A 14,500-nucleotide genomic window follows, 5' to 3' on the forward strand; every position below is an offset into this window, starting at 1 on the left:
CGGACGAGCTAGCGCCAGAAGAAGAAGCCGCCTCTCGGCTGCGGTTCGATCGGCGCCGGCGGACGCGGCTTTCTGGGACGCGGTGGCGGCGGCGGTGGCGGCTCGGCCGATGACGTCGTCTCCTGGCTGCCAGAGCCGTCGTCGGGCAACCTGACCGACAGCAGCAAGTTCGATTCATGCGTGCGCCAGCGATAGCCGATACCGAAATCCATCGGCTGCGCGCGCCTGAACAGTTCGGCATAGGATGGCTGATATCGCCCCGGGAACTCGTCGATCGGGCCGGCATAACGGCCGAACGGAAAGAAGCGCCATTTCTTCGGGCTGTAGTAGTGAAGCGGAACGCCGGAATCGTCCTGGATGATGGTGGCGCTGTTGGCGAGGATGTAATCGCGCACCGTGGTGAAATTGCCGGAGTGCAGCAGATAGGACGCGCTCTTGATCAGGCTGTTGCCGGGCGCCAGCGTCGAACAGAATTTCAGGAAGCCCGTGACCTTGACGCCGGAATTGGAAAGATCGGTCGAGAAATAATACAGCGTCTTTTCCGCGCCGTCGCTGCCGGCGAAGACGATGCGCGTGCCGCGCACCGCGTTCGGCCCGGGGTTCTCGTTGCCGAAATACGCCGCGCCCTTGTCGTCCAGCGCCACCGGCGTGACGCTGCGGATGGTCTTGCCCGAGCGCGCAAGAAACACATAGAGGACCGGCAAGGTGCCGTTGATCTGGCCGGCACTCAGATCGGTCTTCATCTGCTTGGTGATGAAGAAGCTGAAGCTCAGGATCGAACTCAGCGAACGCTCCACGCTGTAGAGCGCGGCGCCAACACCGCCGCGCGGCAGTCTCGTCAGATCCGGCACCGAGCCCGTCGGCTCGAGCGCGCTCAGCACGTAGGTCGTCGCCTTCGAATAGAACGCGTCGGCGTAGAGGAAGTCCGGCCCCGAGAACATGTAGAACATGGTCGGCCGCGGCGCCGCCAGGTTGCTATCCGCCCAGGCGCGGATCTTCGACAATTGCCGTTGCTCGAGCTGCGCGAACGCATTGTCGAAGAATTTGGCGTGGCGCTGCCAGGCCGGCTCCCTGGTCAGCGGCATCAGCGGCGAGTCGGCCGAGGGCATCATGCCGGCGAGAAACCTGGCGGTATCGTCGGCGGTTGCCGGATCGGCGGCGCGCGCGGGCAGCACCACCACGAACAACATCGCGGCCACCAGCGCCGCGATTCTCAACGGGGCAATTCTCACCGAAGCAATTTTCAACGAGGCAATTTTCAACGAAGCACGCATCTTCATTCGCTGCCCGCAGACGCGGCCACCGGGCCTTGATCGGCCCGCTTGCGGAAAACGGCGTAAATCAGAAGTCCTGACAGCATGATCAAAACACCAAGGAACACGCGCAGCGGTTCCGTCAAGAGATAGTACATCATGAACCCGGTCACGAGCAGGAATACCAGCGGGGTGACCGGGTATCCCCAGGCGCGATAGGGCCGCGGCAGGTCGGGGTGCGTGATACGCAGCTTGATGACGCCGAGCACGGTGAAGAACGAACAGAACAACAATGCGAACTGGATGAATTCGAGCACGGCTTCAAAACTGCGCGTGAACAGCATCAGGTTCGCCACCGTCAGCTGAAACAGAATGGCCCAGGCCGGCGCGCCGCCGGTCGACCGGCGCGCGAACGCGCGCAGCACCGGGATGTCCTCGCCCATGGTCATCATCACGCGCGGTCCGATCCACATCATCGCGCTGATCGAGGAGATCAGACCGAAGCAGATCATGGCGCCGACGATGCGGCCGCCGAACTCGCCGAAGATGTAACTGCCGGAGACGCGGGCAACGTCGAGCTGGCCCGCCAGCTTGTCGATCGGCGCCGAGTGCAGGAATACCGCGTTAAGCGCCACATACAGCACCAGCACGATCAGCGTCCCCGCCAGCATCGCGCGCGGCACGTTGCGCTCCGGATCGTGCACCTCGCCAATGATGTAGGTCGCCGCATTCCAGCCCGAGAACGAATACATCACGAATACGAGGCTGATCGCGAACGGCGCGCTGACGATGTGGGAGAAGTCGGACGCCGACGGCGCGAACGACAACGGCTGCGGCGTCGCCATCAGAAATCCGGCGACCAGGAAGGCCACGATCAGCAGCACCTTGAGGATGGTCGCGATCAACTGGAAGGTGCTGGAGTGCCTGACGCCGGTGAGCTGCACCAGCGACACCAGCCAGACAACGCCGACGGCGAGCGCCAGCGGCGGCGCGTCCGGAAAGACCGATTTGCCGTATTCGCCGAACGCCATCGCGGCGAGTGCGACGGGTGCCGCAAAACCAACGGTGGCCGACACCCAGCCCGCCACAAAACCGAAGGCCGGGTGAAAGGCGCGGCCGAGAAAGTTGTACTCGCCGCTCGAGCGCGGAAACATCGCCCCGAGCTCGCTATAGGCAAACACCCCGCACAGCGCGACGATACCGCCGACAGTCCACAGCAACAGGATCGAGAAGCCGGAAGGGATGTCCTTGACCTGAAAGCCCAGGCTGGTGAAGACGCCAACGCCGACCATGTCGGCAACGACGATGGAGATCGCTACCACGACCGAAATGGTCGAGCCGCCGCCGGGACGCGGGCCGGACCATGCCGCGCTGCCCGTTTCTGATGCCGCCATTTCGACCGTACCTTCAGCGCCGCGCGCCTGAACCCTCATGGTGCAGGCTGGAGCTGCCCAATTCAAGCAGCGTTAACAATGATTTAAACCGGGTAACGATTTAGGTATCTAATTACCAAAGGGCGCTGTTTTGACTTTCCCAGTGCACCCTGACATTGCGAAGACAAGATGGCGGGGCTCACAATCAGGACACGATTGGATGGTCTCCTTGCGGACTTCCGGATGTGGGGAGTTTTCTCCGGAAGCTTAACGTCGCCTAAACACGATCGAGGTACGCCGGTTAACGGTGGATCTTGGGTGGTTCTCAGGTGGTCCTTGGGGCACGGGGTGGATGGTCGGAGCGGATCCGAAATTCCAGATACATCATCGCGCAAACCGGGTGATTTCCCCGGCGACGCAGCGCGATGCCCAGCCCCGGCATGCCCATCCTCGTCGTTGGCACTGGATCGCGGCCGCTTCGCTTTTTGTACCCCTGTCGTTCGTGCTGGTTCAATGCGGCAAGGCGCCCAGCGCGGACATGCTGGCCGCGAACGCCCACGCCGCCACCGGCGACAGTTTTGAAGACCGCTTCCCGCAGCCGCAATTCGCCGACCGTTTCCCGACGCCAAGCGAGAGCCTGGTGCAGCAGGTTGCGCTGGCCCCAGCCCCGTCTCAACGCAAGGTGCGGACCGAGCCGGTCAGGGTCGCCTCGCTCAACCCCACGCTGACGCTTCCGCGCCAGAGCGAGCGCGAAGAACTGACCACGCTGGTCAGCATGAAATCCTCCGCCTTCCCCTATTTCGGCACCAATCCGCGCTCCGAGGCGCCGTTCCTCAACATCACCAAGGGCGATCGCAAGGGCCATCGCAGCTATGGCGGCCGGGTCTATTGGCAGGATGAGACCTACAATGACAGCCGCGTGCTGGTGCACGTCCCCGAGACCTTCGACGTCCGCAAGCCCGGCGTGATCGTGGTGTTCTTCCACGGCAACGGCGCGACGCTGGAACGCGATGTCCGCGACCGCCAATTGGTGCCGCAGCAGATTTCGGATTCAGGTGTGAACGCCGTGCTGCTGGCGCCGCAGCTGGCGGTGAACGCTGCCGATTCCAGCGCCGGCAAGTTCTGGCAGCCCGGCGGCTTCAAGCGCTTCATGGATGAATCGGCGACCCACCTCGCCCGCCTCACCGGCGACCCGAAATCGGCACAGGCGTTCGCCAACATGCCGATCGTCATCGTCGGCTATAGCGGCGGCTTCCTGCCGACCGCCTGGAGCCTCGACGTCGGCGGCGCAACCAACCGCGTCCGCGGCGTGTTCCTGCTCGACGCCGTCTATGGTGAACTCGACAAGTTCGCCAGCTGGATCGAGAAGAACCGCACCGGTTTCTTCGTCAGCTCCTACACCCGCTACACCAAGCGCCGTGACCAGGAACTGATCGGGATGCTGCGCGACAAGGGCATCACCGTCACCGAGAACATGGACGGGCCGCTGCGCCCCGGCAGCGTCGTGTTCGTGCAGACGCGCGATGGCATTACCCATCGCAACTACGTTACGCAGGCCTGGACCGAGCATCCGGTCAAGGATGTGCTGGTCAAGATGGCGGCTTCGCCGCAGCTGACCCGGATCGCCAGCGCGCCGTCGCCCGCGAACCGGTAATCGGTCGCTTCAGCGAGGCTTCTTCGCAGCTCCTTCATATCATACCTCTGAATTCCACTGATCGAATTGTGATGTTGATGGCCCGACGATTTAGGGCGCGCAGCATTGTTCGACGCAGGCCCGCACCGTAGGGTGCAGCCATTAGGGGATACAACTTTTGGGGATGGTTTTGCAGGACGGCTTATACAAGGTTGAATTTCATACGGTTCACGGAACCGGCACCGGCGTGATTTACGCCATCGGCGGCAAGCTTCGGGGCGGCAATTCGGCTTTCGCGTTCATCGGCAATTACACCGACAAGGGCGACGGCATTCTGGCCAAGGTCACCACGGAGCGTCACAACCCCGATCCGGCTTTCAAGCCGCTGTTCGGCACCGACATGATCACGCTGACGCTGAAGGGGGCCGACAACGGCGCCATGGTCGACTTCGAAGGCACCGCGCTGCAATTGCCCGGCGTCACCTTCAAGGCCGTGCTGACGCGGATGGCGGACTAGGACCTCTCTTGCCCGTCACCTGTTCACGAAGAAAAAGTCTTCGCGTCCGGGCAGCGAGCCATACGTGTAAGGCTCCTGGCGTCCGGCGGTCGCTTCCATCACGTCATCGCGGACGAGGCGGAACAGCTTGTTGATCTCGACGCCTGGCGTCGCGATCCGCTGCACGACCGCGACCGCGAACGGCGAATAGTCCCCCTCGCCGTCCAGCGCGGTCTCGCCATGCTTGGCCGCGTAAACCACCAGCGATGCGCCCTGCACCTTGACCTCGCCAAGCCCGCGGCCGACCGAACGCGTCTTGGCGCCGCGCGTGTCGCCTTCGTTCGAAGCCGGCGCCGGCGCTGCGGTAACCGGCGTCGGGCTCGATGTTGCCGAATTCGCAAACGGGTTGTCCCGGCAGGCATCGAGCATCACGAGCCTGAGTTTCTTTGCGCCGTCGATGGCCGCCATCACCTGATCCAGCGGCATGGCCTCGAACAGGGCGTCGCGGCTGGATGCCAGTTTGGCATCGACCGGTATCAGGTAATTGACGCCATTCACCTCGATGCCGTGGCCGGCATAATAGACCATCGCCCAGTCAGACTTGTCGGCGGCCGCTGCAAACGTGCGCAGCGCCTCGGTCATTTTCTCGCGCGTGACATCGATGGCGACCGTTACGCTGTCGAAGCCGATTGCACGCAATGTGCCCGCGATTTTTTCGGCGTCACGGCCTGGGTTCTCGAGCGCCCGTACCGATTTATAGGCGGAGTTACCGATGATCAGTGCGGCCCGGCGGCCTTGCTTTGCAGCCGTAGCCTTGGCCGCTGCGGGTGCCACGACGGGTATCGCAACAGCCGGGGTCGGCACCGAATTCGTCGAGGCCGCCCTGATCGGGACCGGAAGGATGGTCGGCTGCGGCACACCAGAGGAAAGCGCCGCAAGACGCGCCTCGGCCGTATCACGCGCGGATTTCGACAGGTCACCCCGGCCGGAATTCTCGCTGATCGACAGCGCCGTTCGGAACTCGGATTTTGCGCGCTCGAGATCGCCGGTGCGCTCGAACGTCAGTCCGCGGCCGGTGAGTGCCGGCGCGAAGTCCGGTTCGATCCGGATCGCCTGGTTGAAGTCGGAAAGCGCCCGGTCATATTCGCCCATGAAACGCAGCGTCTCGCCGCGCAGTGTCAGGCCAAGGGCGATGCCGGGACCGCCGGCGTAAAGCTCAATGGCGCGGTCCTGGTCCTGCAAGGCACGCTCGAGGTTTCCGGTGCGACGCCAGGCATCGCCGCGGTTGGCATAATATTTGGCGTTCTTGGGCGCGAGCCTGATCGCCACGCCAAAATCGGCTGCGGCCTTTTCATACTCCCCCATCGTCTTCAGGATCAGCGCCCGGTTGTTGTAGGCCGAGGCGCGATAGGGATCGTTGTTGATCAGAGCGATCGAGCGGTTGATGTCGGCAAGTGCCGCCGCGTGATCGCCCTTGTCGCTGAACATGTTGGCCCGCTGGTTATAGACCGCGGGATCACGGGGCAGGATCGCAGCGGCTTCGTTCAGCACCTCGATGCCGCGATCGAAATCGCCCTTGCAGTGCTGCCAGTAGTACGAGATCCACAAATGCAGATCGTAATAGTCGGAACTCTTCTTGGACGGCGAGACGTCCTTGGCGCGCATCAGGTCGGCAAACGCGGCGTCGCATTTCTTCTGGTTGAGGAGGCTTTGCGCACGGTACGACAGTGCCAGCGCCAGCTGCTTTGGCGACCGGCTGGTATCGATCAGGATCGTGCAGGCCGCGACGCGGTCGTCCAGCTCGCCGATGCTTTTCAGCGGACCGACCTTGCAACCGCTTGGCTGCTCGCGCGCCACCGCCCTGTCCGGCGACGCCAGCCCCACGGCCGCGAATTGAAGCGCCACCAACGCGGCGCAGGCCGCGATCTTGCCCTTCCCCACCATCGTCCCCCTCGGGTTCCCCACCACGAGAGAAGCACGCGAACCCGGTCTTGTCACGATGGCGCGGTGTGGAACTTTGGCGTTGTGCCCGCTTGCACACGCGTCAGCGCGGCGCGACGCCCTCGCGCGCTCCGATCGCCTGCACGGTGGTTTTCGGCGGCGGACAGGTCGCCAGCGATCTCGCGGGTCGTCGCACCGAGGATGAGATAGGGACACGCCGAGTTGCAGCTCGCGCCGCGGGTCCAGAGATCGCCGTGGAGGACGCGGCCTGATTGCTTCAGCTTGAGGCAGACATCGCCGTTCTGCGCTTCGAAGCCGCACTCCCTGACCACCGTCCGCGCCACCCTGGCGATAGCGGACTTTTCGCGCAGCATCGCGCCCATCGCCACCGCCTGGTCCAGATTGCCGCCGGGCGAGGCGAAATAGATCGGCAGGTTGCGATCCCTGACCTGCCGCAGGCGCGCCGCCGCGGCCACATCGATCTTGCCCTCGGCCGCAATCCAGGTGTCGCAGCCGGGGCCGCATGCATCGGGCGCGCCCTTGACGACATAGAACACCATCTGTGCCGCCGGAACTGCGCCCGGCGCAGGCCTCGCCGCGGGCACAGGCCGCGCGACAGGAGGAGCCGCCAACGCCGTTCCTGCGATCAGGATGAAGGTTACGGCCAGAATTGCGCGCAGCGTCATGGGATCAAGAGAGACGGGCAAACATCTTCGAAACAACCAGCAAGCCATCACTACCAACTTCATGCGACGGCAACCAGTGGATGCAACAGAACTCTGTCCGATCAGGGCGCCAAACGTCAAATACGTGGCGCGAATGGCCGATCGCCATATGACGTTGGTCATGCGGGCCTCTGGTGGCGTCCCCGACCGTTCATCGCGGGTCCGATCGGGCCGCCGATTTTCTTGATATTGCCCGATTGCAGGAGCCGAATCCCCTGCTATACCGCCTGTTCCCGCTTACCTGCGCTCGTTCGCAGGAGTGAGCTTTAGGAGACGCCAATGCCTGACAGCAATGCACCCGCACCGGGATTCCAATTTGGCCTTGCGAACTTGAAACCGGCCGAACCCGTGCAAAAAATCACCCTCACCTTCCCCGATGGCGCCAGGCGCGAATTTCCTCAAGGTATTACCGGGCTCGAGATCGCCAAGGGCATCTCGCCGTCGCTGGCCAAGCGCACGGTCGCGATGGCGCTCGATGGCGTGGTCGCCGACCTCAACGATCCGATCTCGGGCGATGCCAGGATCGAGTTCGTCAACCGCGACGACCCCCGCGCGCTGGAACTGATCCGGCATGACGCCGCCCATGTGCTGGCCGAAGCGGTGCAGTCGCTGTGGCCGGGCACGCAGGTCACCATCGGCCCGGTGATCGAAAACGGCTTCTATTACGACTTCTTCCGCAACGAGCCGTTCACGCCGGAAGATTTCGCGGCGATCGAAAAGAAGATGCGCGAGATCGTCGCGCGCGACCAACCCTTCACCAAGGAAGTCTGGTCGCGCGAGAAGACCAAACAGGTGTTCCGCGACAAGGGCGAAGCCTTCAAGGTCGAACTGGTCGACGCCATTCCCGGCGACGAGCCGATCAAGATCTATTTCCAGGGCGACTGGTTCGATCTCTGCCGCGGGCCGCACATGACCTCGACCGGCAAGGTCGGCAACGCGTTCAAGCTGATGAAGGTCGCGGGCGCCTATTGGCGCGGCGACAGCAACAACCCGATGCTGACGCGCATCTACGGCACGGCGTTTGCGAAGCAGGAAGACCTCGACCTCTATCTGAAGCAGATCGAGGAGGCCGAGAAGCGCGACCACCGCAAGCTCGGCCGCGAGCTTGACCTGTTCCACTTCCAGGAGGAAGGCCCCGGCGTGGTGTTCTGGCACCCGAAGGGCTGGACGGTGTTTCAGGCGCTGATCGCCTATATGCGCCGCCGCCTGACCGGTGACTACAGCGAGGTCAACGCGCCGCAGATCCTCGACAAGGTGCTGTGGGAGACCTCGGGCCACTGGGACTGGTACCGCGAAAACATGTTCGCGGCGCAATCGGCCGGCGACGAGGCCGAGGACAAGCGCTGGTTTGCGCTCAAACCGATGAACTGTCCCGGCCATGTGCAGATCTTCAAGCATGGCCTGAAGAGCTACCGCGACCTGCCGCTGCGGCTCGCCGAATTCGGCGTGGTGCACCGCTATGAGCCGTCGGGCGCGATGCACGGCCTGATGCGCGTGCGCGGCTTCACGCAGGACGACGCGCATGTGTTCTGCACCGAGGCGCAGCTCGCCGACGAGTGCCTCAAGATCAACGACCTGATCCTGTCGACCTATGCAGATTTCGGCTTCGAGGGTGAGCTGACCATAAAGCTCTCGACCAAGCCGGAGAAGCGCGTCGGCACCGACGAGATGTGGGATCACGCCGAGCGCGTGATGGCCACCGTGCTGTCGGAAATTCAGGCCAGCGGCAGCAACCGCATCAAGACCGCGATCAATCCCGGCGAAGGCGCGTTTTACGGGCCGAAGTTCGAATACGTGCTGCGCGACGCCATCGGCCGCGACTGGCAATGCGGCACCACGCAGGTCGACTTCAACCTGCCGGAACGGTTCGGCGCGTTCTACATCGACGCCGACGGCTCCAAGAAGGTGCCGGTCATGGTGCATCGCGCGATCTGCGGTTCGATGGAGCGCTTCATCGGCATCCTGATCGAGCATTTTGCCGGCAACTTCCCGCTCTGGCTGGCGCCGGTGCAGGCCGTCGTCACCACGATTACTTCCGAAGGCGACGAATACGCGAAGGTGGTCGCTGCGGCGGCGCGGCGCGCCGGCCTGCGCGTCGAAATCGACCTGCGCAACGAGAAGATCAACTACAAGGTCCGCGAGCATTCGCTGGCGAAGATCCCGGCCCTTCTCGTCGTCGGCAAGAAGGAAGCCGAGACCCATTCGGTCTCGGTCCGCCGGCTCGGCAGCGAAGGCCAGAAGGTGATGCCGACCGACGAGGCGCTGGCGGCGCTGGTCGAGGAAGCCACCCCGCCGGACGTCAAGCGGGCCAGGCTCGAGACCTGATGACCGACGAGCAGGAGCTTCCGGCCTTTCCGATCCGGGCTTACCAGTTGATCCCGGATCCCAACCGGCCGACGGTGGTGGCGCTGGCGATCGAAACCGAAGAGGGCCACAGCCTGTTCCTGGCGACGCGAGAGATCCTGGAAGACCTCGGCAAGGATCTTCTGGAGCGGGCGGCGAAGATGCCGGTGAAGCCGGCACCGTCGATTTAGGCAGCCTTGTTCTGCCCAATCTTGATCAGGGATTCGGCGGGAATGCCGAGTCCCTCGTGCAGCCGTCTAATCATGTTGAGCGTGAGTTCGCGCCGACGATTTAGCACTTCGTGCACGCGATTCCGGCTGCCGATAAAAGGGATGAGATCGCGCGGCTGCAAGCCGCTTTGTTCCATGTGATACCTGATCGCCTCCACAGGATCCGGCAGATCGAGCCGGTAATGTTTACGCTCCCACGCTTCCACCAACGTGACCAGAACATCTAGCCGATCACCCTCGGGTGAATTGCGCCGGGCACTCATCAACCCCTCGATCTCCTTGAGCACGCGGCGATAGTCACGATGGGATTTAATGGGCGCTATATCCATAATCGGAATCCTCAAATGCTTTGCGCATCGATCGAGTCGTACTGCCGATGCGTGCCGATGAACCTGATATAGACGACGCGATAGGGATAGTTGATCCAGACCACGATACGATATTTGTTACCGGCGATGTTGAAGACAGCGCGGCCATCCTTGAGAATGCTGGCGCTACGGATGTCCCGCTTGACGTCCGCCGGCTTCGCCCAATCCGCCTGCCTCACCTGGCGAAACCACGCCATGACCGGCTCGCGGGCGTCGGCAACATCCGCGCTTCGCCCGAGAAAATTCTTGATCGTGCTGAGCGCTATCACTCTCACCGCCTGAATCTTATCATAGTCCCACCTTGGGACCAAGACTTTTATCGCGAGCCGTCCGGCCGGTCATCCTCGCCACTCTGATCACAATCGGTCTAAAAAGGCCTTCACCAGCCTCGTCGGCTTCCTATCTACGTGATATCCGGTCGCCAACTCTTGCAACGAAAGCCTCATCGTGCCCGACGCCCTTGAACTCCTGAAACTCCGCCGTTCCGTCAAGCCACGCGAGATGAGCGGCCCCGGCCCTTCGGCCGCCGAACTCGAGACCATCCTGACTATCGGCTCGCGCGTGCCCGACCACGGCAAGCTGACGCCGTGGCGCTTCATCGTGTTCGAAGGCGATGCCCGCGCCCGCGCCGGCGACGTCATCGCAGCCGTGTTCGCGCGGAAGAATCCGGGCGCACCGGCGGCCGATGTCGAAATGGAGAAGCGCCGGCTGATGGATGCGCCGCTGGTCATCGCGGTGGTGAGTTTTGTCAAACCGCACCCCAAGGTGCCGGCTTGGGAGCAGGAATTGTCGGCCGGCGCCAGCGCCATGAACATCGTCACTGCGGCCACCGCGCTCGGCTACGGCGCCAACTGGCTGACCGGCTGGTTCGCATTCGACCGCGACGTGCTCGAAGGGCTCGGCGTGAAGCCGGACGAGAAGCTCGCCGGCTTCATCCATATCGGTACGCCGTCAAAGCCCGCCGAGGACCGCCCTCGCCCGGCACTGTCGGATATCGTGACGCGGTTCTGATCGCTCACGCCGCCTTCGAGGCCCGCGGACCGAATCCGGATAACAGCGCTGCAACCTCGGAGGCCGGTCTCGCCGCGCTGAACAAAAAGCCCTGCACCTCGTTGCAGCCTTCGGCGCGCAGCCAGTCGAGCTGGTCGGTGGTCTCAACGCCTTCGGCAGTCGTGGTGATGTTGAGGCTGCGGCCAAGGCCCGAGATCGCCCGCACGATCGCGACGCAGTCGGACTGCTGCGCCAAATCCTTCACGAAGGAGCGGTCGATCTTGATCTTGTCGAACGGAAAGCTCCGCAAATAGCTCAGGCTGGAATAGCCGGTGCCGAAATCGTCCATCGAGATGCTGACGCCAAGTTCGCGGAGCTGGTGCAGGATCGCCAGATTGGCTTCGGTCTCGGCGAGGAACACCGACTCGGTGATTTCGAGCTCGAGCCGCCGCGGCGACAGTCCGGAATGCGCCAGCGCCGAAATCACCGCCTGAACCAGATGGCGGCTGCGGAACTGCACCGGCGACAGGTTGACGGCGACCTTGATATCCGCCGGCCAGTTCATCGCCTCCGAACACGCCTCCCGCAACACCCATTCGCCCAAAGCCACGATCAAGCCGATGTCCTCGGCGACCGGAATGAACTCGGCCGGGGAGACCATGCCCTTGTCCGGATGGCGCCAGCGCAGCAGCGATTCAAAGCCGCTGATCCGATTGGCGGCGATGTCCACCAGCGGCTGGTAATTCAGTTCGAACTCGCCATGGGCAAAGGCCCGCCGCAGGTCGCGCTCCATGTCGCGGCGCTTCTGCGCCTGCTGGTTCATCTCGCGCTCGAAGAAACGGTGAACGCCGCCGCCGTCGGACTTGGCCCGGTACAGCGCCATGTCGGCGTTGCGCATCAATTCCTCGCAGCTCGCCCCATCACCGGGTGACAGCGCAATGCCTATGCTGGCGCCGACGATGACCTCGATCCCGTCGATATCATAGCCGGCACTCAGCACGCCGATCAGCCGGTCGGCAAAATCGCTCGCCTCGTTCGGCGAGACATCTGACGCCAGCACGATGACGAACTCGTCGCCGCCAAGCCGGGCGACGAAATTGTCGCCGCGCACCTCGGACCGCAGCCGCTCGGCCACCGCCTTCAGCAGGCGGTCGCCGATCGGATGGCCAAAACTGTCGTTGACGTTCTTGAACAGGTCGAGATCGACGCACAGCACCGCCACCCGCTTGCCCGCGGGCTGGCTCCGCTCCAGTGCGAGGCGAAGGCGATCCTGGAAGAAATCCCGGTTGGACAGATTGGTCAGGCCGTCATGATGCGCCATGTGGGCGATCCGCGCCTCCGCCTTGCGGCGCTCGGTGATGTCCACCACGGCGACCAGATAGCCGTCGCGGCCGTCGAATGCGACCCGCCGTCCGAATGTCAGAACATGGATTTCGCTGCCGTCGGCCTTGAGATGCCGCCAGTCGCGGCCTGAATCGTAGACATCGCCGACCTGCTGCAGCGCCTGGCTGTGGGTGGCCCATTCGTCCTGCGGCCAGATCTGGCGCAGCTGCATTTGCAGGAATTTTTCACGGCTATAGCCGTAATGCTGCACGGCGGCGTCATTGACGCTGATGAACCGGGTCGTCTCGGCGTCGAACACCCACATCGGCATCGGATTGTTGTCGAACAAGAGACGGAACGAGACCTCGCTTCGCTTGAGCGCGGTCACGTCGGAGAGCGTCAGCGAGAGCATGTCGCCGAACGCCGTGACGCCCAGTCGCAGGCTGCGATCGTCGCGGTCGATCTCGATCTGGCCGCCATCGTCGCAAGCGACGATGTCGCGCAACTGGCGGATCACATCAGGCGCGCACAACAGGTTTCCCCCGGCGCCGAGCCTGCGCCACAAGAGCGCGGCCAGCGGCTGCTCGAGCAGATGGGCCGCGCCCTGATTGAGATGGACGATCTGGAAGTCGGCCGGCTGGCCGGCGGCATCGCGAATGGCTGCCAGCGACAGCACGCCCTCGTCGGTCGCGGAGAAGATCGTATCCAGCAGATTATACTGGGCGTCACGTTCGTTGACATAGGCCCCGACCAACGTGCCGCCCCAGCGCGACGAGGTCGGCAACGCCAGCACGTCATAGGTCCGCACCAGCCCGTCGCGCACGCAATGTGCCGACGCGAGATACGGACGGCCATTTTGAAGCGCACTCGACGCCGCCTCGCCGAGCGCGGTCGCGCAATCCGGCGGCAAGTCGCTCAACGGAATGTCCCATCGGTCGTCGTTGAGCCATTGCTGAATGTAGCGGCCGCTGCGCGACAAACCGAGCGCGTCGTCATCTTTCCTGAGCAAGACGATATGATCGGCCAGCCGACCGAGACTGCCGAGCATGACATCTTCATATCGCGGCAGTGCTTCGCCCGGCCGCAACGCGGCCTTCCATTTGCGCTGCAGCACCGGAACGTCGTCGAACATCTCGGTGTTGAATTTCCCCGGCTTTCCGGCCGACTTCTTTTTGTTGGTCGCAACCATGACCGCCCCCCGCTACCCGAACTTCATCCCGTGCGCATCCCAATGCAGCCGGGTTTAATGCCGTGTAAAAATTGCGGAAGCGATGCACCGATCCGGCGATTATGACAGTTTTAAGTTGTGCGATGGTTAGTGCGCATTAGAAACTATGACACTTGCTTGAAGCGCTGAGCTCTCAAACCGTCATCCAGAGGTGCGCGCTCTTGCGCGCCTCGAAGGACGACGGCCCGATCTGTGGCCGATTCATCCTTCGAGGCTCGCAGAGCTCGCACCTCCAGCGACAACGGCTTCGCCGTTGCGCGGGGATGACGGGTAAACATGTCTTCGCATTCCCGCGACGCGACGCGCCCGAGGTTTGCTGGTAATTTTCGCACCTCTCAAAAGAGAGGGCGCAGGGAATGCCGGATGCGCGCTGCACCCGAGGTCTCGCGTGCGGTTTGCACAAAACAAAGTGCACACGAGCATACAGGGCAGCGGAGAACATCCGACATTCCCTGCGCAGTGGCTTTACGGCTTATGCCGTGATCTCCCCGGAGACGAGTTCTTGGTTGACTCCGTCGCTGCCGTTCCCGCTTGCGCTTCTCCGACAGCTTGACGCCTGCAACGGGCGCCAGGACCACACAGTTTTGCCGTACGCTT

12 protein-coding genes are annotated in these 14,500 nt (G+C 63.3%); 5 read left to right on the forward strand and 7 right to left on the reverse strand.

Annotation, left to right across the window (positions count from 1 at the left end):
• Nucleotides 1–8: 8 nt before the first annotated feature.
• Complete coding sequence (locus JQ558_RS14970; RefSeq protein WP_212272748.1) at nt 9–1,190, reverse strand: hypothetical protein; 1,182 nt, start codon at nt 1,188–1,190, stop codon at nt 9–11.
• 86 nt (nt 1,191–1,276) lie between these two features.
• Nucleotides 1,277–2,647, reverse strand: coding sequence for an APC family permease (locus JQ558_RS14975; RefSeq protein ID WP_212294051.1), 1,371 nt, complete (start codon nt 2,645–2,647; stop codon nt 1,277–1,279).
• A gap of 331 nt (nt 2,648–2,978) precedes the next feature.
• Here JQ558_RS14975 and JQ558_RS14980 point away from each other — a divergent pair, with 331 nt between their 5' ends.
• Nucleotides 2,979–4,280, forward strand: a complete 1,302-nt coding sequence (locus JQ558_RS14980) for an alpha/beta hydrolase (RefSeq protein WP_212272342.1) — start codon at nt 2,979–2,981, stop codon at nt 4,278–4,280.
• A gap of 163 nt (nt 4,281–4,443) precedes the next feature.
• Nucleotides 4,444–4,776, forward strand: a complete 333-nt coding sequence (locus JQ558_RS14985; protein WP_249142474.1) for a GrlR family regulatory protein — start codon at nt 4,444–4,446, stop codon at nt 4,774–4,776.
• A 15-nt stretch (nt 4,777–4,791) separates the two neighbouring features.
• Here the strand turns inward: JQ558_RS14985 and JQ558_RS14990 are convergent, their stop codons facing one another.
• Both JQ558_RS14990 and JQ558_RS14995 read right to left on the reverse strand, forming a co-directional pair.
• Nucleotides 4,792–6,699 (reverse strand): caspase family protein, encoded by a 1,908-nt coding sequence (locus JQ558_RS14990; RefSeq protein ID WP_212294052.1) that lies wholly within the window; start codon nt 6,697–6,699, stop codon nt 4,792–4,794.
• Between the two features lie 50 nt (nt 6,700–6,749).
• Entirely contained in the window at nt 6,750–7,382 is a 633-nt protein-coding gene (locus JQ558_RS14995; protein ID WP_312014988.1) for a hypothetical protein, read from the reverse strand.
• A 318-nt stretch (nt 7,383–7,700) separates the two neighbouring features.
• On the opposite strand from JQ558_RS14995, the gene thrS reads away from it, so the two are divergent.
• Nucleotides 7,701–9,746 (forward strand): threonine--tRNA ligase, encoded by a 2,046-nt coding sequence (gene thrS / locus JQ558_RS15000; RefSeq protein ID WP_212272346.1) that lies wholly within the window; start codon nt 7,701–7,703, stop codon nt 9,744–9,746.
• Nucleotides 9,746–9,955 (forward strand): hypothetical protein, encoded by a 210-nt coding sequence (locus JQ558_RS15005; protein WP_212294053.1) that lies wholly within the window; start codon nt 9,746–9,748, stop codon nt 9,953–9,955. Before thrS ends, JQ558_RS15005 begins: the two co-directional genes overlap by 1 nt.
• Here JQ558_RS15005 and JQ558_RS15010 read toward each other — a convergent pair.
• Both JQ558_RS15010 and JQ558_RS15015 read right to left on the reverse strand, forming a co-directional pair.
• On the reverse strand, nt 9,952–10,323 hold the full coding sequence (locus tag JQ558_RS15010) for a type II toxin-antitoxin system HigA family antitoxin (RefSeq protein ID WP_212204872.1): 372 nt from the start codon (nt 10,321–10,323) through the stop codon (nt 9,952–9,954). The two genes, JQ558_RS15005 and JQ558_RS15010, sit on opposite strands and share 4 nt — an antisense overlap.
• Nucleotides 10,324–10,334: 11 nt before the next feature.
• A complete protein-coding gene (locus JQ558_RS15015) occupies nt 10,335–10,637 on the reverse strand; it encodes a type II toxin-antitoxin system HigB family toxin (RefSeq protein ID WP_409410516.1) in 303 nt (100 codons plus the stop codon).
• 172 nt (nt 10,638–10,809) lie between these two features.
• Between JQ558_RS15015 and JQ558_RS15020 the strand changes: the two genes are divergently transcribed.
• Nucleotides 10,810–11,373, forward strand: a complete 564-nt coding sequence (locus JQ558_RS15020; RefSeq protein ID WP_212204870.1) for a nitroreductase — start codon at nt 10,810–10,812, stop codon at nt 11,371–11,373.
• A 4-nt stretch (nt 11,374–11,377) separates the two neighbouring features.
• On the opposite strand, the gene JQ558_RS15025 is transcribed toward JQ558_RS15020, so the two are convergent.
• The gene (locus tag JQ558_RS15025; RefSeq protein ID WP_212294054.1) at nt 11,378–13,864 is read right to left on the reverse strand and encodes a bifunctional diguanylate cyclase/phosphodiesterase; all 2,487 of its coding nucleotides are present in this window, start codon (nt 13,862–13,864) and stop codon (nt 11,378–11,380) included.
• Nucleotides 13,865–14,500: the final 636 nt, after the last annotated feature.

This window comes from Bradyrhizobium sp. AUGA SZCCT0160 (assembly GCF_018130105.1).
Lineage (GTDB): Bacteria > Pseudomonadota > Alphaproteobacteria > Rhizobiales > Xanthobacteraceae > Bradyrhizobium.